The following is a 22834-nucleotide window of genomic DNA, read 5'->3' on the forward strand; positions in this document are numbered from 1 at the left end:
TATCGCGGCCAAGGCCGCGCGGATTGGGATATTGCGGAAGAAATGCGTGGGTCAGGTATGGATGCTCATGGCCTGCCGAGGTGGGCATCGCGCCAGGCTGTTCCACCAGACCACAGCACCCGCCAGGCCGAACGGATGAAGATGACGGCAATGATCGCGCCCACAGCGATATCCGGCCATGCCTGCTCGGTCATTCCCACCAAGCCCGCGGCGATCAGTACGCCAAGGTTGGAGACGACATCATTGCGCGAACATTCGAATGTGCTGGCCATGTTGATGTTCTCGCTGCGGAAGCGCCACAGCAGCGCGAGGCATGTGAGGTTGGCCGCGAGCGCCACGGTGCCGAAAGCCAGCATCAGCGAGGAGGACGGCGGCACGCCGTTGACGAGCTTGTCGGCGATCTCGACGATCACTGCGATGCCGAAGACCAGAATGATGCCGCCCTTGGCGAGGGCTGCACCGGCTTCCCAGCGCGGTCCGCGATTCAGCGCATAGAGGCTGAGCGCATAGACGACCCCGTCTCCGAACATGTCGACCGAATCCGCCATGAGCGCAGTGGATCGCGCCGCAAGACCGCCGCCAAACTCGGCGAAGAACATCGCAAAATTGATGACCATGACAATGACGAGCACGCGCCGCTGGTCCGACTTGCGTGCCAGCACGGCGATGGTTTCGCTCTTATTTGCGCAGCAGTCGTCAGCCATTGTGTCCGCCCTGTCTTGTTGACCGGACTCGACCTATGCACCCTGAAGTCACTATAGGGTCAAGGATGAAGATCGGCGATCTTGGACGTGCGACCGGCACCAAGGTGGAGACTATCCGCTTCTACGAGGCTGAAGGCCTGCTGCCCGCCCCGGCGCGCAACGCTGCCAACTACCGCGTCTACGAGCTGGCGCACCTCGAACGGCTATCGTTTATCAAACGCTCGCGCGATCTGGGCTTCACGCTCGATCAGGTCCGCGAACTGCTGCGGCTTGCTGACGATCCTGGCAACTCCTGCGCAGGGGTCGATGTCATTGCCGCCCGGCATGTGGCCGAGATCGACCGCAAGCTCGCCGATCTCGCTGCCCTGCGCGGCGAACTGGTCCGCCAGCTCGACAGCTGCAAGGGTCCCACGATTGCCGATTGCCGCATCATCGAGGCCCTTTCGCCGATGGGTGGACCTAGCTGACCCTGCGGATCAACGCTCGGGAAGTGTTCAAATCGCTTCCCGGATGAAGTTTGGCTCAAGAAGAGCCCTTTCGTACCCAGTTCGGGTTCGCCGAGCAGTGTCGCAGTGATCAACCGGATGCCGTGACGCGTCGCACTCAAAAAACCTGCTCACAAATATCGCAGCGATGGGTGCTACCTAGAGAGCTACCTAGCGTCCAAATCGACTGAAGAGCCGCCTTTGTAGCCGCTAGTAAGATATTGAATAATAAGGAGAAAGTGGTGGACGCACTAGGGCTCGAACCTAGGACCTGCTGATTAAGAGTCAGCTGCTCTACCAACTGAGCTATGCGTCCCCACGAGGCTTCGTAAGGACAGGATGGTGGACGCACTTGGGCTCGAACCAAGGACCCGCTGATTAAGAGACAGATCGCGATTTTGCGCATGGTTGATGGTACAGCCTCGGATTGAGGCGCCTCGTCCGAGACGATGCGGATGCGTCCAATCTTTTTGGGGGCAGAGCAGGGGGCACACTTGGCAAATTTGGTCTGGGTATGCGAGTATGTACAGGGTTCTACGAGCCATATTCGAATCCCACCCTCTCCGCCAGCCATTAGCCTGAAAGTTTCCACTGAACTGCCCAACGCTTCGATTCTTCGTCGAAACGTCGGTCGATGGAACTTGAGCGTGACTTTCGTCAACTACGTTCGGCACACGGCCAGCGACGATGACAAAGGCGGTTCCGATTTCAACGCAGTGGATGTGCAGTCCCTATGTTAATCACGAGCGTTTGAAGCATTGAGGAGAAAGGGCATGTCCGTCGAGGTCATTGCGCCGTAGACGCTGGTGCCGTTCGATGAGGATGGGATCGCTGCTTCGTACATTGCCGGGGTAAGGCCGATTGGTGCTGCCATGCATCGCTCTAGAGGCCGATCAAGCGCATGATTGTCTCGATGCCCCATGCCGGCAATGCCGATGCCGTGATATTCCCCAATCCTGAGCGCCGGGCGACCCGCGATGGTGATGCAACGCCCGATTGCCTACAGATACACCCCGCCTGGTGCGAGGGCCTAGCTGTCCCAGTCTGCCAATGTCTCGCCGGTCGCGGCATCCTCAAGGGTTATCTTGCCGAATTCGACCGCCACCGCGCAAACTGGCGGTTTGCTTGTCTGCCGATTCACGCAATGCACCGGCTGGCCATCGCCAAAGGCGGAGATCCGTCCTTCGATCCTGACCCCGAAAGCACGCACCGTTGGCTCTGCATCTTTTTGCACCTTCGCCGTATAGGCATAAGGCCGTTTGCCCCGAAGTAGCGTACGCGGCGCGTCGGACGAGAAATACTGCACGAGCGCGAGCCTGTTGTCCGGCGCGGCTTGGTCCCGTGGCGCAGCTTCAGCGATCTTCGGCGGCGCCTTCTCAGGAATTCCCGGCGCGGCCGCACTGACAACCGGCCGCGGGCACTGTTCCGAGCGTGTCCAGGGGCGTTCGACCCAGAAGCCCTCGGCCGCCTCGAACGGCTGGCCGTTTGCAAGGTCCGCAAATAGCGGCTCGGCGGCCCAGTTTTGCCGACTGAAGCTAACCCGCAGGACACGCGATGAAGGATCCAGGCGCCAGGAACCCCAGGCGCCGGTCACGCCGTCCGCGCAGGCGATCGGCATGGTCAGTTCGAAGCTTCTGTTCGCGAGTTCGAGGTTCGATTGCGGCAGGGGGTTGCCAGCGGCGACCTCGTCTGCTGCCGCGGCAACCGCGGCCAGGATATCGGCACGGCCCAATGCCGAGAGCGCCTTGGGCGTCGTGGTCGGCAAAGCCTCGATGGCGACCTTTGGGGCAGAGGATGCCTGCGGTTCCGGATCGGATTGCTGGCAACCGGCGAGGGCGAAGAGGGTGGTGGCGAACAAGGCTGTCAGCACCAACATTCGGCCCAACGACCAGTTGGCTGATCGACTGGCCGACCATTCCGTACTGCGACATGCCCTTATCATCGCCAAGACCTAGCACCGATTGTCGGAAAGGTCATGTGTCTGTAAGAGTTCGATAATCATGACGATCGAGCAAATTCTGACCCTTGTGGTCCTTGTCAGCGTGGTCGTCGCGCTGGTTGCCGATCGAATGCGGGCCGATGTCATTGCCCTGAGCGGCGCTGCCATCCTGCTGGTGACAGGCGCCGTGCGCCCCAGCGAAGTCCAGGGAGCTTTTGCCAGCCCCGCCATTCTCACGCTCGCATCGCTGTTCGTGATTGCCTATGCGATGGAGCTTTCGGGGCTGCTCGACAAGGCCATCGAGAAAGCCGTCGTGCTTTGCCGCAGGACCGGCGCGGCGGGTTTGTGGGGGCTTATCGGCATGTCCGGCTTCGGGTCGGCCTTCCTCAACAACACGCCGATCGTGGTGGTTGCGGCGCCTGTCATCAGGGATGTGGCGAAATCCATCGGGCTCGATCCGCGACGCTTCCTGATGCCCCTGTCCTATGTCGCGGTGTTGGGGGGCAGTTGCACGCTGATCGGCACATCCACCAACCTGCTGGTCGACGACATGGCACGGTCGTCCGGACAAGCGCCGTTCGGCATATTCGAGATCACCCCGGTCGGGCTGGCCATGGCGGCAGTGGGAGGCCTTTATCTCGTGCTGTTTACCGGCAAGCTCGTCAAAGGCGCGCCGGCACCCATCGAGGAGCCTGAAGGGACATCGTCCCGGGCCGATTTCGAGCGCCATTCCGTCAGCCATGTGGATCTCACGGGAGACTCGCTCGAAGACACGAGGGTCTATGCCGAGGCCCACGAGTTCCAGCCGAGGATGGCGCTCATTTCCGTGGCGGTGTTCATCGGGGTGATTGCCGTGGCGGCGATCAACCTCGTGCCGATTGCCGCAGCGGCCTTTGCCGGCGCGGTCCTGCTCATAGTGCTGCGCGTGATTTCGCCCGATCAGGCCTATGCCGGATTGCGGCCGGAGATCCTGCTGCTGATCGCAGGGATGGTGGTCATCGGCATTGCCATGGAACAGACCGGCCTCGCCGCCGAAGTCACGCAGTGGATGATCGGCTCGGTCAACGGGGTCGGACCGCTGACGGCGTTGATCCTGCTGTATGGCGCGACGCTGCTGCTTACCGAACTTCTGTCGAATGCGACTGTTGCGGTCCTGCTGACGCCGGTGGCCGTGGCACTGGCCGAGAGCCTTTCGGTCAGCCCGCGCCCGTTTCTGGTTACGATCATGATGGCGGCAAGCGCCGCATTCGCCACGCCCTTCGGCTACCAGACCAACGTCCTCGTCTACCAGATGGGTGGTTACCGCTACATGGATTTCGTGAAGGTGGGCCTGCCGCTCAATCTGCTGACATGGGCCGTGGCGGTTATGGCGATACCCCACTACTTCCCGTTCTAATTGGCTGATCGCAGGAACAAAACCTGCTGTGCCCGGGTTCGGAAGAGGCGGGCGCAGCCCTTTGCGGCCGGGACTTTTTCAGGAGAGACCCAATCAAGCTTGCGGCAATGCCCCTATCGCCTCCGGCCGGCTTGGCTTTTGAAGACAGCACGCTTTTCCTGGATCTCGACGGAACGCTGTTCGAGCTTGATGACTGTCCCGGAGCTGTTTGTGCCGACGCGCAGACCCGGCTTCTGCTTGATACACTGCTCGACCGATTGGACGGCAGGCTTGCGGTGGTGAGTGGGCGCTCCCTGGCACAGATCGACGGGATGCTGGGTGCAGTCAGCCGGGACATCTGGATTTCAGGCAGCCACGGTGGCGAGCATCGCTGGGGTGGCGTGACGATAAGTCCTCCACGGCCCGGCCAGCTGGATGACGTGGCAGCGCGGTTCTGTGCATTCGCAGACGAACACCCCGGCGTGCTTGTCGAGGAGAAGAGCCTTGGCGTTGCCCTGCATTATCGCATGATGCCGCAGGCCGAGGCGGACGCTGTCGCCCTCGCTCATGAACTGGCCGAAAGCCACGGTCTGTTTCTTCAGCAAGGGAAGATGATGGCGGAACTGCGCGATGCAGGTTCGGACAAGGGCAGTGCCATCCGGGTGATGATGGCGCATCCTGACCTCGCAGGCACGACGCCGGTTTTCGCAGGCGACGACCTGACTGACGAACCGGGCTTTGCAGCGGTTCGAGACCTTGGCGGACACGCCATCCTTGTGGGCGAGCCGCGACCTACTGCTGCAACCTATGGCCTGCGGTCTCCGGGCGACTTGCGCGAATGGCTGTGGGAGGCGCTGGCATGACGGCATCGCTCGATCTCTGGCCAATCGGAAACTGCCAGGTCTCGGCGCTGATCGATACCTCCGGCGCATTTGTCTGGGGTTGCATTCCGCGAGTCGATGGCGATCCGTTCTTTTCTGCGCTGGTGGGTGGGGCAGAGCCGGAAACAGGCCTGTGGTCCATCGATCTTGAAGATCGTGTGGAAATCACCCAGCGCTATCTGCGCAATACGCCGGTGCTCGTCACGCGCCACCGCGATGCGAATGGCGGCGAGATAGAGGTCATCGACTTCTGCCCCTATTTCCGGCGCAATGGCCGCACCTATCGTCCGGTCGCCTATGCGCGGATCGTGCGTCCGGTGGCCGGCAGCCCGCGCATCCGCATGCACCTTCGGCCGACCTGTAACTGGGGTAACGCCTGCGCCGTGACCATCGGCGGATCGAACCACATCCGCTTCCTTTCGCAAGCCATGACGATGCGCTTGACCACTTCTGCACCGGTCGGCCTTGTGGCGGAGGAACGTGTCTTCCGGGTCGAGCAGGCACAGTACTTCTTTCTGGGACCGGACGAGAGCTTCTCCGGCAATCTCGCCGAAACGCTCGAACAGATGCTGGATGCGACCGTTACCGAGTGGCGCCACTGGGTACGCGGGCTGGCCACGCCGGTCGAATGGCAGGACGTGGTCATCCGCTCGGCCATTACGCTCAAGCTGTGCCAGCACGAAGAGACCGGCGCCATCGTCGCCGCGCTGACCACTTCGGTCCCCGAACATGCGGGATCGCAACGCAACTGGGACTATCGCTACTGCTGGATCCGCGATGCCTATTACACCGTGCAGGCGCTCAACCGGCTTGGCGCGCTGGACGTGCTCGAAGGTTATCTCGCCTACTTGCGCAACATCGTCGACAATGCCCGCGGTGGCCATATCCAGCCGCTGTACGGCGTGCTGGGCGAGGCGCGGATAGACGAGGGGGTGGCCGAAAAGCTCCCCGGATATCGCGGCATGGGTCCGGTACGGGTGGGTAACGCTGCCTATTCCCAGGTCCAGCACGACGCCTATGGTCAAATCGTCCTGTCGAACACGCAGGCGTTCCTCGACCAGCGCCTGTTGCGCATGTCGGGCCTTGCCGATTTCGAAGCGCTGGAGAAAGTGGGTGAGAGGGCATGGGACCTGTTCGACAAGCCCGATGCAGGTCTGTGGGAACTGCGCACGCGCCAGTCGGTCCACACCTATTCAGCGGCGATGTGCTGGGCAGCCTGCGACAGGCTGGGCAACGCGGCGCAGGCCATCGGCCTTGATGACCGGGCCGCTTTCTGGAGCGAGCGCGCGGCCACGATCCGCGAGCGGATAGAGCGCGCCGCATGGCGGCCCGACACCGAGCGGATGTCGGCCACGTTCTCGGGCGACGATCTCGATGCCAGCGTGATCCAGTTGCTCGATCTGCGGTTCCTTGCGCCGGATGATCCGCGCTTTGTCTCGACACTGGCGGCCATCGAAGAGGGCCTTCGACGGGAATCGCACATGCTGCGCTATGCCACCGAGGACGATTTCGGTTTGCCGGAAACAGCCTTCAACGTCTGCACGTTCTGGCTGATCGAGGCCCTGCACCTGACCGGACGCACCGCCGAGGCGCGGGCGCTTTACGAAGAGATGCTGAGCCGCCGCACCCAATCTGGCCTCCTTTCCGAGGATATCGATCCGGCAACGGGCGAACTCTGGGGCAACTACCCCCAAACCTACTCTCTGGTCGGGCTCATCAATTGCGCCGTCCTGCTGAGCAAACCCTGGAACACCGTACGATGAGCAGGCTGATAGTCATTTCGAACCGTGTCAGCGCCGGTGGCGGTGCGCAGGGCGGGCTCGCCGTGGCGCTCTCGGCAGCTTTGCGCGAACATGGCGGCATCTGGTTCGGCTGGTCAGGCAACGAGACCAGCGAGTTCACCGGCCATATCAACATGGAGCGCATTGACGGCGTCACCACGGCCACGATCGATCTCGAAGAGCAGGACATCGAGGAGTACTACGACGGCTACGCCAACCGCACGCTGTGGCCGCTGTTCCACTACCGGATAGACTTGGCCGAATACGAACGCAGCTTTGCCGATGGCTACCGGCGCGCCAACGAACGCTTTGCCGAGACGGCGCTGCCGCTGATCGAGCCGAACGATCTGGTCTGGGTGCAGGATTACCACATGTTTCCACTGGGCAGGGAACTGCGGGCGCGTGGCGTTGAGAACCGCATCGGCTTCTTCCTGCACATTCCCTGGCCGCCTCGTCGTCTGCTGGCGACATTGCCCGAGGCGCGTGCGCTGACCGAAAGCCTGCTGGCATACAACCTCATCGGCTTCCACACCGATGAATGGCTGCAATCTTTCGGCGATTACGTGTCACATGAGCTGGGCGGCACGATCGATGACGATGGCTGGCTGACAGTGGGCGAGCGTCGCCTGCGCCTTATCGCCTGCCCGGTCGGCATCGATGCGAAGGAATTCGCCGCCCTTGCCGCGAGCGAGAAGGCGAGGGAAACTTACGAACGTGTCCGCGTCAGCGCCGTTGGCCGCACGCTGATCGTCGGTGTGGACCGGCTCGATTATTCCAAGGGCCTCGAGGAGCGCTTCCTCGGCTATGAGCGGTTCCTTACCGAGCACCCGGAGGAGCGCAAGGAGGTGACCCTCCTGCAGATCGCACCGCCATCGCGCGGGACGGTCGACAGCTACCAGCGCATCCGCAGCAATCTTGAAGGGCTGGCCGGGCGCATCAATGGGGCGCATGCCGGGCTTGACTGGGTGCCGATCCGTTACGTCAATCAGGGCTACACACGCGACATGCTCGCCGGGGTCTATCGCGCCAGCAAGGTGGGCCTCGTCACGCCCTTGCGCGATGGCATGAACCTTGTCGCCAAGGAATATGTCGCCGCGCAGGACCCCGATGATCCGGGCGTGCTGATCCTGTCACGCTTTGCCGGTGCCGCCGAGCAGATGCCCGAGGCTCTGCTGGTCAATCCGCATAGCGCCGAAGAGATATCGGACGCCTTGGGCCGCGCCATCAGGATGCCGCGCGAGGAAAGGATCCGCCGCTGGCGAGCGCTCATGAACGGCGTGGAAGAGCAGGACGTGATGTGGTGGTCGAAGCGATTCACCGACGCCCTTCAGGATTGCCAGCAGCCGACTTGCGGCACAATGGAAAGAATCTGAAGGGCGTACAGCTGCTTCCAGGCCACCCGGCGGAGAGCCCAGGTGCCCCATGCTTTTCATCGCAAAGATGACGTGCCTGCTACCATGACGACTGCGTCGAGTCCCTCAAGCTCTGGCGAACCTGCACGCAGCGATCGATTTTCGCGCATCTGTCTGGGTGCCGGATGCTCCGGCCGTGCGAAAATTGCTTTTCTGCCCGGAATAATGCTGCAAGTCGTGTCGTTATCGGGGGCTGTGATGGATCACCACACGGCCAGACGAGGGGGGTACGATGAAGAATGCATTGCGTGCAGGCGCTATCCTGCTGGCGGGCATAGCCTCTGTGCAGGCAGCGGCAGCGCAAGAGGCGGCAGCGCAGACGCAGCAGGATGATGAGCCGGCGGTCTGGCGCGCAAGTGCCGGAGCCAATTACTCCGAAGGCAAATATGGCGATACCGCGACGACCAAAGTCGTCTCCGCGCCTGTCGCCATCAAGTACCGCAAGGGCGGGTTTTCGATCCGCCTTTCCGTTCCCTGGGTCCATATCGATGGCCCGGGAAGCATTCTCGACACGCCGCAGGGGCGCGATGCCGGATTCGGAGACCTCAGTTCGGGCGACGATAGCGGCAGCGGTGGGTCCGGCAGCGATGACTCATCGGGTTCCGGTTCGGGAAGTTCAGGTTCGGGATCTGACGATTCCGGCTCTGGCGGCTCTGGCAGCGGCGGTTCGGGGTCATCGGGCGGCGATGACGACAGCGGCAGCGGAGGCATCATCACGCCGCCAGTGCCCGGTGCGCCCATATCCAACAGCCGGGGCGGGCTCGGCGATGTCTCTGTTGCACTGGGCTACTCGCTGGAACTCGGCCGGTCGACCTGGCTCGACCTTGGCGCGCGCGTGAAGCTGCCCACTGCCTCCAGAGCGAAACGCCTTGGTACCGGCAAGGCCGATGTTACCATCAGCGGCGATCTCGTGCAGGACATCGGAAGCTTCAGCCTGTTTGCCGGTGCGCGCTATCGCTTTCTCGGCAAACCGGCCGGGTCCACTCTGCAGGACACTTGGGGGGCAAGCGGTGGGGTGAGCTACCGGCTTCCCGGCGGCACGATCGTCGGGGCCGATTATGACTGGCAGGAATCGGCGACGCCGGGTCTCATTGCCAGCAGTGAAGCTACCGGCTGGATCAACTTCGGTCTTTCGCGAAAGCTGCGCCTGCAGGTCTTTGCCAGCACCGGCTTCAACGCACGCAGCACCGATTTCGCGGGAGGCGTGTCGCTCAGCTGGCGCCTTAACTGAGGCCTGAACTGGGGAGTTGAAGAAAATTCTGCAGCCGATGGAATAAGCCTGAATTGCTGTCGTTGTCGCCCCGATTGGAAAGAAGGGGTGATTGGACATGCTGCAGGACCTGCAAGCCCAGGGAAGCCTGGTTGCACCAAGCCGGGACGTAACAGGGACCATCGCGCGCAAGGGGCGGGCCTTGCACGAGGATCGCCGCACGGCTGCAAAGCGGGCCTTCACCACGCGCCGCGTCGACCTTGATCTGGCGACGCGGCTGCGCAGCGACGTAAGGCCGCGGGCGGGGGATCTGGTGCTGGCGCGGGTGGCTCAGCTCGGCCAGCACCAGAAGCTTGAATCGCCCCATGGCCGCCGCGCCCAGCTCTATGTCGGCGACGAAATCATCGTCGCCTATGGCGAACGCTACGCACCCGACCAGTTCGAGGCCGTTGTACCTCAGGACCTTTCGGCCTGTGATCTGGTCGCCGGTGGTGGCGTCGCCGGTCTTGTCCTCAGCCGCCACGCGAAGATGCGGCCGGCCACGCGGATCGAGCCGGTTGGCCTGCTGGCCGATGACGATGGCAAGGTACTCAACCTCGGTTGGTTCGGACTACCACGCCTTACCCTGCCACCTGTCCTGCCTCCCGTCGTCGCGGTGGTGGGCACGTCGATGAACGCGGGCAAGACGACCGCTGGGGCCGGATTGATCCATGGATTGTCGCGGGCCGGCCTCAATGTCGCTGCGAGCAAGGTCACGGGGACGGGCTCCGGTGGCGATCTGTGGACCATGCTTGATGCTGGTGCGCGCTCTGTTCTCGATTTCACCGATCATGGTCATACTTCGACCGCTGGCCTGACGCTTGACCGCATCGAAAGTGTCGCCCTTTCGCTCATCGCCCACAGCGCGGTATCGAAACCGGACATCATCGTCATCGAAGTGGCCGACGGCTTGCTGCAGCGCGAAACCGGCGCCCTCCTCAAGTGTGGCCGCCTGCGTGAGGCGCTGCACGGCGTGCTGTTCGCGGCAGGCGATGCAATGGGCGCGGTGGCTGGCCATGACTGGCTGGTGAGGGCGGGGCATCGGGTGCTTGGCGTGTCCGGTCTGCTCAGTGCGTCACCGCTTGCCGTGCGAGAAGCCGAAGCGGCGCTCGGTTGGCCGGTCCTGTCGCTGGCCGATTTGCGCGATCCCCTTACTGCGCCGAAGATCTGCTTCGCTGGCGATGCGAAATCGTGCCTCGCCTGATTTCCCCATCCATCGCGCGGCGCATGCTGCCTCCGGTTTCGGTGGCCGTTGCGCAAGCCTGCGCAACGCTCGTCGGCGCCGCGCTTGTGCACCGCGCAGCGCAGCAGCCGGCCGCCTCGCCCATAGTTGCGCTAGCGGTGGTCGCGCTGCTCTGCGCTTTCGGGCTGGAGGTGGCGCGCCGAAGGCTGTGCGAGGCGATTGGCTGGCACGAAGTGGCGCAAGTGCGCGCCGGGCTGTTCCGGCGCATCTTGCGGGCCGATCCGTCGCAGATCGCCCGCCAGCGCCATGGGGCCCTGCTGCAGGTCTTTGTTGGCGACCTGTCCGCCCGGCGCCAGTGGTTGAGCGACGGGTTGCCGCGTGCCGCCACAGCGCCAATCCTCGTGGCTGCCCTTCTGGCCTGGGCCGCGGCGCAATCACCATGGCTTTGCGCAAGGATCGCCACCCTTCTGTTGCTTGGCATGGCGGCAGGAGCCGCCCTGCTGGGCCCGATGTCGCGCGCGGTCCGCGAGGTGCGGCGCACCCGTGGGCGCCTGTCCGCCTTTGCTTCTGACACGATTGCAGAAATGGCGGACGGTGCCGTTCCCCCACGGCAGCGAGCCCGGCTGCGGCGCCTTCGGCGGCGCAGCGATGCCCTGAACCGTGCCGCCTTGCGGCGTGCCTGGTGGACCGGAACCCTGCGTGGCCTGCCGCACCTGCTGACCAGCCTGATCGTGCTGGTCGTGCTGCTCGATGGTGGCGCGATTTCAGGAACGGTTGTGGTGATCGGCACAGCTGGCCTTGCCCTGAACGACCTTGCCCGCGCGGCAGAGCTATGGATCTCGGCGCGTATTTCGGCGCTCCGCATCCGGCGCCTGATGCGCCTTCCCAAGGCGCCTCCGCAACCGGATTCCCTAGTGCTGGTCGACCTTTCCGAGCCCAGGCACCGCTTTCGACCTGCAAACAGACAGGACTGCGCATGACCGCTCTGTTCCCGATCCCGCAAACGGCTGCAATCACAATGACCCTGCCGCAGTTCGTTACCGTGCCGGCGACGCCAGCCCGCCGCTATTACGCGGTGATCCCCGAGAACTGCGCAAGCGATGCCGTCCCGCTCGTGGTGGTCCATGGGATTTCACGTAACGCCCCAGAATTGGCGCTGCGCTTTGGCGAACTTGCTGCGCTGCACGGCATCCCGGTGATCGCCCCTCTGTTCGAGCGCGGGAGCTTCGGCAGATATCAGCAAGTGCGCGATCCGGATGGCGCTCTGCATTGCGACGACGCCCTTTTCGACATCCTTGCAGATGCGGCTGTCCGGTTCGGCATGCATGGCGCGCAGTGCAACCTGTTCGGCTTTTCCGGCGGGGCTCAGTTCGCCCACCGGTTCGCCATGCTCCACCCTCACAAGGTGCGTCATTGCATCGCTGCCGCCGCCGGATGGTACACCATGCCCGATTGCTGCCTCCCGTGGCCACTCGGCCTTCAGGACGCTCCTGGCCCGATCGATCACACCGCGCTCGCCCATGTCCGTTTCGACGTGCTGGTCGGCTCGCTTGACCGGCGGCAGGACAAAGCCTTGCGGCGCTCCGATGCCATTGACGCCGTGCAGGGCGTACATCGCCTCCAGCGCGCCCGGCGCTGGGACCGGGCCGTGCGCAAGGCGGGCTTTTCATGCAGCCTCACGATCATTCCAGGCCTGAGCCACGCCTTCGGCGATGCCGTCCAGCTTGGCCTCGTCCCGCTTGTCCTACATCAGCTCGGCACGCGCCGGGCCAAACCCGAGGAACCTGAAACATGAACACCTTTGCAAGGGCTATCGCCCCCGCAATCGCCCTTTGTGCTCTGCCTGCCCATGCGCAAGAGGTCAAAGCGGATGAGAAAGGCCTCACGCTTGATGCAGGCCCGCTGCAACTGAACCTCGGCGGACGCCTGCATCTTGACGCCAGCGTCTTCGACGATCCCGCCTTGCAACGTACAGGAGTGACCAGCGCCGACGTCCGCCGCGCCCGCATCGAGCTGTCCGGTCGGGTTGGTGAAATCCTGCGCTTTCGCGTCGATCGCGAATTTGCCGGGGCCAGAGGCTGGCGCAATCTTTGGGTCTCCATCGAACCGGTGAAGAACCTCGAGATCAAGGGCGGCAACATGATCGTGCCGTTCTCGATGGAGGACCTGCAAAGTTCGAATGCCACGCCATTTGCCGAACGCTCGATGGCATCTGCCCTGACCGGCGGCTTCGGCCTTGGTGGCGCGATCACCTCCGGCGGCCGGAACTGGAGCGCCAGCGTGGGGTATTTCACCGATGCTCTCGCCAACGATGAAGGCCGCACCACCGAGCGCGGAAAGGGTGTGGTGGGCAGGCTCACGTTTGCGCCGGTTCGCTCACGCAAGGCAATCGTGCATCTGGGCGTCGGAGGAGAACGCAGGACATTTTCAGCGATCGAGCGCGTACGCTTTACCGCCGACCCTGGCTCCGTCTTCGCTCCTAACATCATGTCCAGCGGTACGCTCGGATCGCTCGAAACGCTCAGGGCCTTGAACGTCGAAGCAGCCGTCTCGCTTGGCCCGGTGCTGGTTCAGGCGCAGGCCCTGTCGCTCAAGTTGCATCGCACCTTGCGGGACGATCGCAGCTTCAATGGCCAGACCGTCCAGGTCGGCTGGATCGTGACCGGTCAGCGCCATGCTTACAGTGCGTCGAGTGGAATCTTCGGCGGTCCGGAACGTCGCAAGGGCGGAGGTGCTGTTGAAATCGCCGCGCGCTACAGCCGCCTCGACCTGGTCGATGGCACTTTCGACAGGGGCATCGGCCGCGCGCTCAGTGCCAGCGCAATCTGGACGATCAGCACCAATCTGCGCCTGCTGGCCACATACACCGACAACCGCGTCCGCTTCCCCAGCGGGGGCGCGCCGGTCAAGAATCGCGTGGGTGTCCTGCGTGCTCAGGTGAGTTTCTAAAGCGGAGCCTTTCGGGTTGGCTTCCGCCGGGGCGGTCACCTGCTGGGGTGGCCGCCCCATTCGTTTGCGATCAGCGCCTGTTCTGCAGCCGCATCAAGCGGATCGGCCAACTTTAGGCGGCGATGGGCTGCGTCCAGCACGGCATCGTCGGCCCCGGCTGCCACCGCGTAGTCCCCGGTGTTGGAAGAGGTTCCGCCAGCCCCCTGCGCTTCGATCGTCCAGACGCCTTTCGTGTCGCGGCAGGCCACGGCCACCTTGCCACCTTCGCCAAATTCGCGGCACCAGCGCCCATCGGCTGCCCGCGCGGTCAGCGCAGGGGTGATCCTGCGGCCATCGGGCAGCTCTGCCGAAGCCAGCGAAGGCGTCCGATCCAGAGCGAGCGAGAACGGATCGCGATCAGGCGAGCCACCGCGAGGGGCAAGCACCAAAGCGGCCACGAGGCTCGCAGCAATCGCTCCGCCCATAGGCAGGGCATGGCGTCTCCACCATAGCGGATTGTCGTTGGCGGCCAAGGATGAGGGTGGGGGCAGAACCGCAAGCGGAGCCGGTTCGCCAAGGCCGAGCCGTTCGAGCATTGCCGGATCGATTGGCGCCTCTGCCACCGGCGCAAAAGCCCCGGCGATCAGGGCGTCGTTTGCGCCCCATTCGTCGGCAAGGGCCTTGAGCTCGGGGTCGGAAGCAAGTTCAGCCTCGAATGCGTCAAGGTCTGCGCCGGTAAGCTCGCCGTCAAGCCATGCGGCAAGCCGTTCTTCGCGCGAAGGGGTCATGGTTGGGCATCCTTCTGCGTGAACTGAGTTTCGCCAAGGCATAAGGCGATCCTTGCCCTGGCCCGGGCAAGTCGGCTCATGACCGTGCCCACCGGCACCTCCAGTGTTTCGGCGGTATCGCGATAGCTGCGGCCTTCGATCACCACGAGGGCAAAGACCGCACGCTGATCATCGGGCAGCGCCTGCAGCGCGCGCTGGGCAGCGGACAGTTGCGACCGGTTCTCGACGGTCTCGCGCCCATCGCTGCCGGCAATACCGTGGAGGGCATCGACATCGATTGCCGTGCCGCGCCGCCGGGCAGCGCGCGCACCATCGATGTGAATGTTCTGCGCAATGCGATACATCCAGCTGTCGAGCCGCGTGCCTGGCTCGAACTGGTCGGCACGCCGCAGCGCCCTTTCAACCGTGGCCTGCATGAGATCGTCTCCATCGGCAGCATTGCCGGCCATGGCCTGGCAGAACCGCCGCAGGCGCGGCAATGCGGCGACTATTGCCGCGCGCATTGCTCCTGCATCGTGATCTGCCTGCTCCATCCATGCCCCCACAACGCCTTGTGCGTCCGGCTATTCCAACCCACCCCCGGTCGCGCTACAAAAAAGTTGCCGACCATCGGAATAGCAGGCACTTGCAGTCGTTGTCGGCGCGTATCAAGCAGGATTTCATCCATGGACATGCGCGCCATCCTGTCAGGAATTGCCATCGGGTTGCTTGCAGTGCCCGTGTTCCCGCATGACCGCGATCCGCCCGAAACCCAGCGTGCGCAGGAACGGTTGGAGCGCGAGCAGGATCGCGCGGCCCAGCGTGCGGAAGAGCGCGCCGCCCGCTTCGAACGTGATCGCAGTCGCATTGAAGAACGGGAGGTGCGCGAACCGGCAAAGGCCGCCGAGGATCTCGCCAAGCTGGAAGCCGATCGCGCCGAGGATGAAGCCAAGGCTGCCGAGGATGCCGAAAAGGCCGAAGCGGACTACGAAAAGGAACTGGCAGACGAAGCCGAGGACGAGCTTGAGGATGCCGCCGAGCTTGCCGAGCAGTCAGACGACGACAGCCTTGAACGGGGAAGCAGCGCCGAAATCCGGGACATCGCCGATGGCGAACGCGCCGAACATGACGAGCGCGGATTTCCGGTCCGGCGCGGCGAAGTCTTTGCTCTGGATGTGCCCGAAGGCGTCTTGGTGCAGATACAGCGCTCCGGTTACCGGATCATCGAGCGGACCCGTCTCGAAGCGCTCGACCGCGACCTGCTGCGCCTTGCGGCCCCTAGCGGAACCAGCGCAACTCTCGCCAGGGATCGGCTGCGTGAACTTGCCCCAGGCGCCACAGTCGACGTCGTCCATTATTACGGCATGGACCTGACAGCTGGCAGCAAACCGCACAAGACACGTGAAAGAACAATGCCAACCCGCGCAAACGAAAGCTTTTCGGTTGGCGTGATCGATACCGCAGTCGTGTCGCATCAAGCGCTCGCCAAGGCCCGGATCGTTCCGTGGAGTGAAGGGGCCACGCCGCAGGCGCAGGCCCGGCATGGCACTGCAGTGGCCTCCTTGCTGGCCAGTGCCGGTCGTCCGACCATTTACAGCGCCAACATCTTCAGGGGCCCGGCGGATCGCCCATATACCTCTGCCGAAGTCATTGCCGCAGCGCTGGAATGGACTTTGCTCCAGGGCGCTCCGGTCATCAACATGAGCCTGGCCGGACCGCGCAACGCTATTCTCGACCGCCTCATTCGTGATGCGGTGAAGGCTGGCAAGGTGGTGGTCGCCGCGGCCGGAAACGGTGGCCCCACGGCACCGCCGTCCTATCCGGCAGCCGTTCCGGGCGTAATCGCAGTAACCGCGGTCGATAAAGATCGCCGGGTCTATCGGCTGGCCCAGCGCGGCAGGCATATCGCCGTTGCCAGCTACGGAGTCGATGTCCTGGCGGCAGAGGCCGGGGGTAATCTAGCGAGGTTCACCGGGACATCGTTCGCCACGCCGGTCGTTTCAGCCTGGCTCGGCCGCTGTCGCGCTACCGGCGCGGATGCTTCTGCCTGCCGGCTGCAGCTCAGGAAAGCGGCGAAGGATCTGGGTACGCAGGGTTTCGACGAGACCTACGGCTTTGGACTGATCGAGTAGCGACGCGGATGGCTTTCCTTGCTGACACCGGCATCGTGGATCACGCTGTCAGCAGCGCATTGGAACACTGACAGCGGATGAGCGGACAGATCGCAGGATTATTGGCGCTGGTGCTCTTCGCCCTGCTATTCGGCGTCGCTGCACTGACCGAGCGCGGACACATGTCCCTGCGCCGCAGCCCGAAGATCCGGCACGTCGCCTATACTCTCGCGCTTGGCGTCTATTGCTCCAGCTGGACGTTCTATGGAGCGGTCGGCAGCGCGGTCAGCGAGGGGTGGAATTATCTCCCGATCTATGTGGCGCCAGCACTGCTGCTTCTGTTTGCGCCAGCGTTCTTTTCTCGCCTGGCCGAAGAGGTCCAGCGCGAAAGAGCCTCGACCATTTCGGATTTCATCGCTGCCCGGTTTGGCCACGATCCTGGCGTTGCGCGGATCATCACGGTCATGGCGCTATGCGGCACGGTGCCCTACATCGCGTTGCAACTGCGTTCCATCGGGACGGCGATGGCCATCTCCTCCGGCAGCCCCATTGCTTTTCCGGCGATGCTGGCGGCGGCTTGCGTGCTGACAGTCTTCGCCATCCTGTTCGGTGCGCGACGCTACGAGATTGCCGGGCGCAGCGAGGGGCTGGTCTTCTCGATTGCGCTTGAATCGCTGCTGAAGCTCGTCGCCCTTGCTCTCGTCGGCTTCGTTGCCGTGCTCGTGCTTGCCAAGGCGCCGCCGGTCGCATGGCAGAGGGCCTGGCTGGTCGTCGAGCAGCAGTTCGCACCCAGCCAGTTTACCGTCGAAACGCTGGTGATATGCGTGATTTCGGCTTTCGCGATCGTGGTGCTGCCGCGCCAGTTCTACATGGGCCTGGCCGAAGCCCACTCCTCGCGCGATCTGCCCAACGCGCGTCTCGGGCTGGCGGCCTATGTGCTGGCAATGGCAGCACTCGTCCTGCCAATCGCGCTGGCCGGCTTGGTTGCCCTTCCGCCGGGCGTTCCGCCAGACAGCTACGTGCTGCTCCTGCCACAAAGCAGCGGGTACCAAGGCATCGGCCTCGTAGCGCTTCTTGGCGGGATCAGTGCTGGCTCGGCCATGGTCATCGTCGATGCCGCCGCGCTTGGCATCATGGTCTCGAACGACCTGATCTTCCCGGCACTGCTGCGCAACGAGGGCCGACCTGCACCGGGGGATCTCGGACGCCGGATGCTGCTGGTACGGCGCGCCGCCATCGTCGGTATCGTCGGCCTCGCCTTGCTCTGGGCCATGCTGGTCGACCCCTCGCACTCGCTTGCCTCGATCGGGCTGGTTGCCTTTGCGGCCATGGTCCAGTTCGTGCCCCATCTCCTTATGGCGGTTGCCTCGCCAGGGCACGATCCGCTTGCGGCGCGGGCCAGTCTGCTTACCGGCTTCGCGCTGTGGCTCTACACGCTCGCCCTGCCGCCGGTCCTGCCTGATGCCGTGCTGGCATGGCTCGAGGGCTCATTGTTCAATCCCTTGCGCCTCCTTGGCCTGGGTAATGCCAGCCCCTTGGTCCACGGTGTCGCGTGGAGCCTTCTGGCCAACCTTGCCGTGCTTGCGCTGGTCAGGGCGGGCAAGCGCAGTGCGCCCCGCCTGCCGCGCTTGCTGTCTTCCGGGCGCACGGCTGGAAACCTCGCGGACCTGGCTGCTCTCACTGCCCGGTTCGTGGGAAACGAGCGAGCGATTGCCGCATTCCCGCCCGAACGTCACGGGCAGCCAGTCGACCGCCTGTCAGCCCGCCTGGCGCAGGATCTGATCTCCGGCGTGGTCGGTAATTCCTCCGCGCGGCTGCTGGTTGCCTCTGCCCTGGCCGGCGCAAGGATGACTGCGGCAGATGTGGCGCGCCTGCTGGATGAGGGCGGGCAATCTCTCGGCTTCTCGCGCCAATTGCTCGCCGCTACGTTCGAGAACCTTCAGTCCGGCGTGAGCGTGATTGACGCCGATCTTAATCTGGTGGCCTGGAACACGCGATATGTCGAACTTTTCGGCTATCCGGCTGACCTCGTCAGGGTTGGCGCCCCTATTGCAAATCTCATCCGATTCAACGTCATGCGGGGGGATTTTTCCGATCCGGTCGAGGTAGAGGTCGCCAAGCGCCTCAATCATTTGCGCGCCCGCCGTGCCTATCAATCGGAACGCAAGCATGGGGATGGGCGGATCATCAAGTCGGTCGGCGGCCCGATGCCGGGCGGAGGCTATCTCACGTCGTTCACCGACATCACCGAAGAAGCGCAGGTCCGTGCAGAGCTCACACGCACGCTTGACGAACTTGAACAGCGCGTGGCCGAGCGCACCCGCGAATTAAGCGAGGTGAATGATCGTCTCGCCGCTGCCACCCGTGACAAGACGCGCTTCCTGGCGGCGGCAAGCCACGACTTGATTCAGCCGCTTCACGCTGCCCGCCTGTTCGCGGCCGCGCTGGGGCGCAACCTCGAGGGTTCGCAAAAGGCTCTTGCCGAGAGGATCGACCGCTCCATTGTCTCGGGCGAAGCCTTGCTGCGCACGCTGCTGGATATCTCGAAGCTCGATGCCGGCGGCATCCAGCCCAATCCCGAGCCGATCCTGCTGGCTCCGCTTGTCGAGGAACTGGCCGAGACCTTGCGTCCTTTGGCCGAGGCACAAGGTCTTGCGATCAGGCTCGGGCCGCTGCCTGGTGCCGTCGAGACCGACCGCGCCCTGCTGCGCTCGATACTGCAGAACCTTCTCGCCAATGCCCTTCGCTATACCCCGAAGGGCGGCGTGCTTGTTGGCGTGCGCCGGCGCGGGGTGGACCTGCGTATCGATGTGGTCGATAGCGGCGTCGGCATCCCCCCCGAACGTCAGCGCGAGATTTTCAGCGAGTTCACCCGGCTCGGCGTGGTGGAGGCGGAAGGCCTGGGGCTTGGCCTCGCCATTGTCGAACGCATTGCTCGCCTTGTCGGTGCGCGCATTGCCCTCGTGTCGCATGTCGGGCGGGGCAGCCGCTTCAGTGTGACGCTTCCGGCCTTTGACGGAGCGCCGCCGAGAGATGCTGCTCCCTCGGCAGTGCCGCTGACGCTGGCGCCGTTGCGCCCCCTCCGGGTTCTCGTCGTCGACAACGAGCAGGACATCATTGATGCCTCGGTCGCACTGGTCGAGAGTTTGGGGCACACCGTCATGGTCGCGAACAACGCTGACGCTGCGCTGGCGCAGGTCGTGCATGCCGATGTGCTCCTGGCGGACTATCACCTCGAAGCGGGCGAAGATGGCCTGTGCCTGATCGATCAGGCCCGCCTCCGCAATCCCGCGCTGGCCTTGGCCATGGTGTCAGCCGAGAACGGCACGGCGCTGCGCAATCGCCTGAGACTGCGGAAGATCCCCCTGTTTTCCAAGCCTGTCGATGCCGACGAGATCGCAGGTTTTCTTGCCCGTTGCGCCTCAGCTCTTCAGGTCGAGACCCAGTGAGCGGGCAATCAGGGCAGCTTGCGTGCGGTTCTGCACGTCGAGCTTGCGCATGATCGCGGTCATGTGCGCCTTCACTGTCGCTTCGCTCATGCCCAAGTCATAGGCGATCTGCTTGTTGAGCTTGCCGTCGAGTACGGCAAGCAGAACTTTGAGCTGGGTTGGTGTCAGGTCCGCCACTTCGCGGCGCATCTCTTCAACCGGCTCGGCGTTCGCGCTGGCCGGTGCCTGTCCGCTCAGGGCTGCGCGGATCGCATCTTCGATCGCCGCCAGGTCGGCATCCTTGCGAAGGAAGCCGACCGCACCGAATGCGCGCGCTTCGTCTGCAACTTTCGCCCCTTCGGCGCTCGAGACCACCAGGATTGGCACGTCGGGGCGTTCGGCGTGAAGCAGGGCAATGCCGGAGTAGCCGATCGCTCCGGGCATCTTCAGGTCGAGGGTGACCAGCGCGAGGTCGGATGCTTCGCTTGCTGCCCGCGCTGCTGCCGTAAGCGTTCCCGCCTCGATCACCCGGGCGCGGGGCGCCACGTTCGCCACGGCCAGCGCCAGCGCCTGCCGGAACAGCGGGTGGTCGTCGGCTACCAGGACAGTTTCGCTCACGTCGCTCCTTCATGGCCCTTGCCGCTTCGAAAAGGATCATCAGCGCGGTGCCGTGATGCAGCTTATCCGCTGCCGCACCGTGGACAACCCCCACCATCCCGCCCTGTAGCTCCCGTCCTGCCCTTCGACTTTGGTCGCATACCTACGACCATCGGCGGCCTGTCGCGTCGTCGCACTCTCGAAGACTGTGCAATGCATTGCTCAGGCCGTCGATTAAATTCCGATTTGCCGCCAAAGACCTTATCAAGAAGCCAACAAGAACATGGAACGAGGATGCCCGACTTGGAAACTCCCGATGATATCTCGGCCTTGCCGAAGCATCACGAGGCCACTCACAGCGAGAAGCTGATCATCACGGCCTCATCGCTGGGCACGGTGTTCGAGTGGTACGACTTCTACCTCTACGGCCTCCTCACCGCGATCATCGCCGCCAAGTTCCTCACTGGCCTCAACGAGACGACGTCGTTCATCATGGCGCTGCTGGTCTTCGCGGCGGGCTTTATCGTCCGCCCGTTCGGCGCGCTGGTATTTGGCCGGATCGGCGACATGGTCGGCCGTCGCTACACCTTCATTGTCACGCTGCTGGTCATGGGTCTGTCGACCTTCCTCGTCGGCTGCCTGCCCACATATGAAAGCGTCGGCGTCGCCGCGCCGATCATGCTGGTCGTGCTGCGCATGTTCCAGGGCCTTGCCCTTGGCGGCGAATATGGCGGCGCGGCGACTTACGTTGCGGAACACGCGCCCGAGGGTAAGCGCGGCCTCTATACCAGCTGGATCCAGATCACCGCCACGGCGGGCCTTGCCATGGCGCTGCTGATCGTGATCCTCGTACGCTCGCCTGTCACCGGCGTTGGCGAAGCGGCCTTCAAGGACTGGGGCTGGCGCGTGCCGTACCTGCTTTCGGGCGTGTTCCTGGGCATTGGCCTGTGGCTGCGCCTCAAGCTGCATGAATCACCCGTGTTCCAGAAGATGAAGGCGGAAGGCACCTCCTCCAAGCGCCCGCTGTCCGAAGCCTTCGGCGAATGGAAGAACCTCAAGATCGTGCTGATCGCGTTCTTCGGCGCCATCGCCGGACAGGCGGTGGTCTGGTACACCGGACAGCTCTACGCGATGTATTTCCTCGAGAAGATGCTCAAGGTGGATGGCCTGACCGCCAATACCCTGATCATTATCGCGCTGGCCTGTGCCACCCCGTTCTTCCTGTTCTTCGGCTGGCTGTCCGACAAGATCGGCCGCAAGAAGATCATCTTGACGGGGTGTGCGCTGGCTGCGCTCACCATGTTCCCGGCGTTCAAGGCACTGACCGCAGCGGCGAACCCGGCGCTCGCCCATGCCCAGGCCAATGCCCCGGTCAAGGTCATGGCCGATCCGGCGGAATGTTCCTCGCAGTTCGACCCGGTCGGCGCCAACAAGTTCGACACGACCAGCTGCGACATCGTCAAGAACGCGCTCGCCAAGGCGGCCGTGAACTACGAAAACGTCGCCGCTGCTGCGGGAACGCCGGCCTCGATCCGGATCGGAGACACGACACTGGCGGCGCCCGATCCGCGCAAGGCTGCCGGTGAGGAGAAGAAAGCCGCGATCGCCGCCTTCGCCAAGGAGGTTGCGACTGGCCTGGAGACGGTTGGCTATCCCGCCAAGGCCGATCCCGGCGAGATCAACAAGCCGCTGGTCGTGGCGATCCTGTTCTACCTCGTGCTGCTGGTGACCATGGTCTATGGCCCGATCGCGGCGATGCTGGTTGAACTGTTTCCCAGCCGTATCCGCTACACCTCGATGAGCTTGCCTTACCACATCGGCAACGGCTGGCTCGGCGGCCTGCTACCCGCCATCGGCTTTGCCATGGTCGCGGCCAACGGGGATATCTATTACGGCTTCTGGTACCCGGTGATCGTCGCCGCTGCCACCTGCGTGATCGGCCTCGTCTTCCTGCCGGAAACCTACAAGCGCAGCATCGACGACTGACGCGGAGC

The 22834-nt window shown here is 63.9% G+C and carries 19 protein-coding genes and 1 tRNA gene; 13 read left to right on the plus strand and 7 right to left on the minus strand.

Features of this window, described 5'->3' with window-relative positions:
* Positions 1 to 65: 65 nt before the first annotated feature.
* A complete protein-coding gene (locus tag IM701_RS04635) occupies positions 66 to 704 on the minus strand; it encodes a cation transporter (protein ID WP_193827931.1) in 639 nt (212 codons plus the stop codon).
* 65 nt (positions 705 to 769) lie between these two features.
* On the opposite strand from IM701_RS04635, the gene IM701_RS04640 reads away from it, so the two are divergent.
* A complete protein-coding gene (locus IM701_RS04640) occupies positions 770 to 1171 on the plus strand; it encodes a helix-turn-helix domain-containing protein (RefSeq protein ID WP_193827932.1) in 402 nt (133 codons plus the stop codon).
* A 258-nt stretch (positions 1172 to 1429) separates the two neighbouring features.
* Here IM701_RS04640 and IM701_RS04645 read toward each other — a convergent pair.
* From IM701_RS04645 to IM701_RS04655, 3 genes are all read right to left on the minus strand, one after another.
* A tRNA-Lys gene (locus IM701_RS04645) sits at positions 1430 to 1505 on the minus strand.
* A 420-nt stretch (positions 1506 to 1925) separates the two neighbouring features.
* The gene (locus IM701_RS04650; RefSeq protein WP_193827933.1) at positions 1926 to 2063 is read right to left on the minus strand and encodes a hypothetical protein; all 138 of its coding nucleotides are present in this window, start codon (positions 2061 to 2063) and stop codon (positions 1926 to 1928) included.
* A 156-nt stretch (positions 2064 to 2219) separates the two neighbouring features.
* Positions 2220 to 3062 carry a hypothetical protein gene (locus IM701_RS04655; protein ID WP_193827934.1) on the minus strand — a complete coding sequence of 281 codons (843 nt, stop codon included), beginning with the start codon at positions 3060 to 3062 and terminating at the stop codon, positions 2220 to 2222.
* Between the two features lie 127 nt (positions 3063 to 3189).
* Here IM701_RS04655 and IM701_RS04660 point away from each other — a divergent pair, with 127 nt between their 5' ends.
* From IM701_RS04660 to IM701_RS04700, 9 genes are all read left to right on the plus strand, one after another.
* The gene (locus tag IM701_RS04660) at positions 3190 to 4524 is read left to right on the plus strand and encodes an SLC13 family permease (RefSeq protein ID WP_193827935.1); all 1335 of its coding nucleotides are present in this window, start codon (positions 3190 to 3192) and stop codon (positions 4522 to 4524) included.
* 107 nt (positions 4525 to 4631) lie between these two features.
* Positions 4632 to 5366: a trehalose-phosphatase gene (gene otsB / locus IM701_RS04665; protein ID WP_193827936.1), complete on the plus strand. Its 735-nt coding sequence runs from the start codon at positions 4632 to 4634 to the stop codon at positions 5364 to 5366.
* Positions 5363 to 7147, plus strand: coding sequence for a glycoside hydrolase family 15 protein (locus IM701_RS04670; protein ID WP_193827937.1), 1785 nt, complete (start codon positions 5363 to 5365; stop codon positions 7145 to 7147). The genes otsB and IM701_RS04670 overlap by 4 nt, the downstream gene beginning before the upstream one ends.
* Positions 7144 to 8538, plus strand: a complete 1395-nt coding sequence (locus tag IM701_RS04675) for a trehalose-6-phosphate synthase (RefSeq protein ID WP_193827938.1) — start codon at positions 7144 to 7146, stop codon at positions 8536 to 8538. Before IM701_RS04670 ends, IM701_RS04675 begins: the two co-directional genes overlap by 4 nt.
* A 271-nt stretch (positions 8539 to 8809) precedes the next feature.
* The gene (locus IM701_RS04680) at positions 8810 to 9808 is read left to right on the plus strand and encodes a hypothetical protein (protein WP_193827939.1); all 999 of its coding nucleotides are present in this window, start codon (positions 8810 to 8812) and stop codon (positions 9806 to 9808) included.
* A 97-nt stretch (positions 9809 to 9905) separates the two neighbouring features.
* The gene (locus IM701_RS04685; protein WP_193827940.1) at positions 9906 to 11030 is read left to right on the plus strand and encodes a DUF1611 domain-containing protein; all 1125 of its coding nucleotides are present in this window, start codon (positions 9906 to 9908) and stop codon (positions 11028 to 11030) included.
* Positions 11018 to 11989, plus strand: a complete 972-nt coding sequence (locus IM701_RS04690) for an ABC transporter ATP-binding protein (RefSeq protein ID WP_193827941.1) — start codon at positions 11018 to 11020, stop codon at positions 11987 to 11989. The genes IM701_RS04685 and IM701_RS04690 overlap by 13 nt, the downstream gene beginning before the upstream one ends.
* Positions 11986 to 12804, plus strand: coding sequence for a hypothetical protein (locus tag IM701_RS04695; RefSeq protein WP_193827942.1), 819 nt, complete (start codon positions 11986 to 11988; stop codon positions 12802 to 12804). Before IM701_RS04690 ends, IM701_RS04695 begins: the two co-directional genes overlap by 4 nt.
* Complete coding sequence (locus tag IM701_RS04700) at positions 12801 to 13958, plus strand: OprO/OprP family phosphate-selective porin (protein WP_193827943.1); 1158 nt, start codon at positions 12801 to 12803, stop codon at positions 13956 to 13958. The genes IM701_RS04695 and IM701_RS04700 overlap by 4 nt, the downstream gene beginning before the upstream one ends.
* A gap of 35 nt (positions 13959 to 13993) precedes the next feature.
* Here the strand turns inward: IM701_RS04700 and IM701_RS04705 are convergent, their stop codons facing one another.
* The gene (locus IM701_RS04705; RefSeq protein ID WP_193827944.1) at positions 13994 to 14725 is read right to left on the minus strand and encodes an anti-sigma factor; all 732 of its coding nucleotides are present in this window, start codon (positions 14723 to 14725) and stop codon (positions 13994 to 13996) included.
* Positions 14722 to 15258, minus strand: coding sequence for an RNA polymerase sigma factor (locus tag IM701_RS04710; RefSeq protein WP_062345566.1), 537 nt, complete (start codon positions 15256 to 15258; stop codon positions 14722 to 14724). Before IM701_RS04710 ends, IM701_RS04705 begins: the two co-directional genes overlap by 4 nt.
* Before the next feature lie 132 nt (positions 15259 to 15390).
* Between IM701_RS04710 and IM701_RS04715 the strand changes: the two genes are divergently transcribed.
* Together IM701_RS04715 and IM701_RS04720 are read left to right on the plus strand one after the other, a co-directional pair.
* On the plus strand, positions 15391 to 16836 hold the full coding sequence (locus tag IM701_RS04715) for a S8 family serine peptidase (RefSeq protein ID WP_230487802.1): 1446 nt from the start codon (positions 15391 to 15393) through the stop codon (positions 16834 to 16836).
* A gap of 77 nt (positions 16837 to 16913) precedes the next feature.
* Positions 16914 to 20264: a PAS domain-containing hybrid sensor histidine kinase/response regulator gene (locus tag IM701_RS04720; RefSeq protein WP_193827945.1), complete on the plus strand. Its 3351-nt coding sequence runs from the start codon at positions 16914 to 16916 to the stop codon at positions 20262 to 20264.
* Here the strand turns inward: IM701_RS04720 and IM701_RS04725 are convergent.
* The gene (locus IM701_RS04725; protein WP_039337634.1) at positions 20238 to 20861 is read right to left on the minus strand and encodes a response regulator transcription factor; all 624 of its coding nucleotides are present in this window, start codon (positions 20859 to 20861) and stop codon (positions 20238 to 20240) included. The two genes, IM701_RS04720 and IM701_RS04725, sit on opposite strands and share 27 nt — an antisense overlap.
* Positions 20862 to 21134: 273 nt before the next feature.
* Here IM701_RS04725 and IM701_RS04730 point away from each other — a divergent pair, with 273 nt between their 5' ends.
* A complete protein-coding gene (locus IM701_RS04730; protein ID WP_193827946.1) occupies positions 21135 to 22826 on the plus strand; it encodes an MFS transporter in 1692 nt (563 codons plus the stop codon).
* The last annotated feature ends 8 nt before the right edge of the window (positions 22827 to 22834 follow it).

The organism is Novosphingobium sp. ES2-1, assembly GCF_015169775.1.
Taxonomy (GTDB): domain Bacteria; phylum Pseudomonadota; class Alphaproteobacteria; order Sphingomonadales; family Sphingomonadaceae; genus Novosphingobium; species Novosphingobium subterraneum.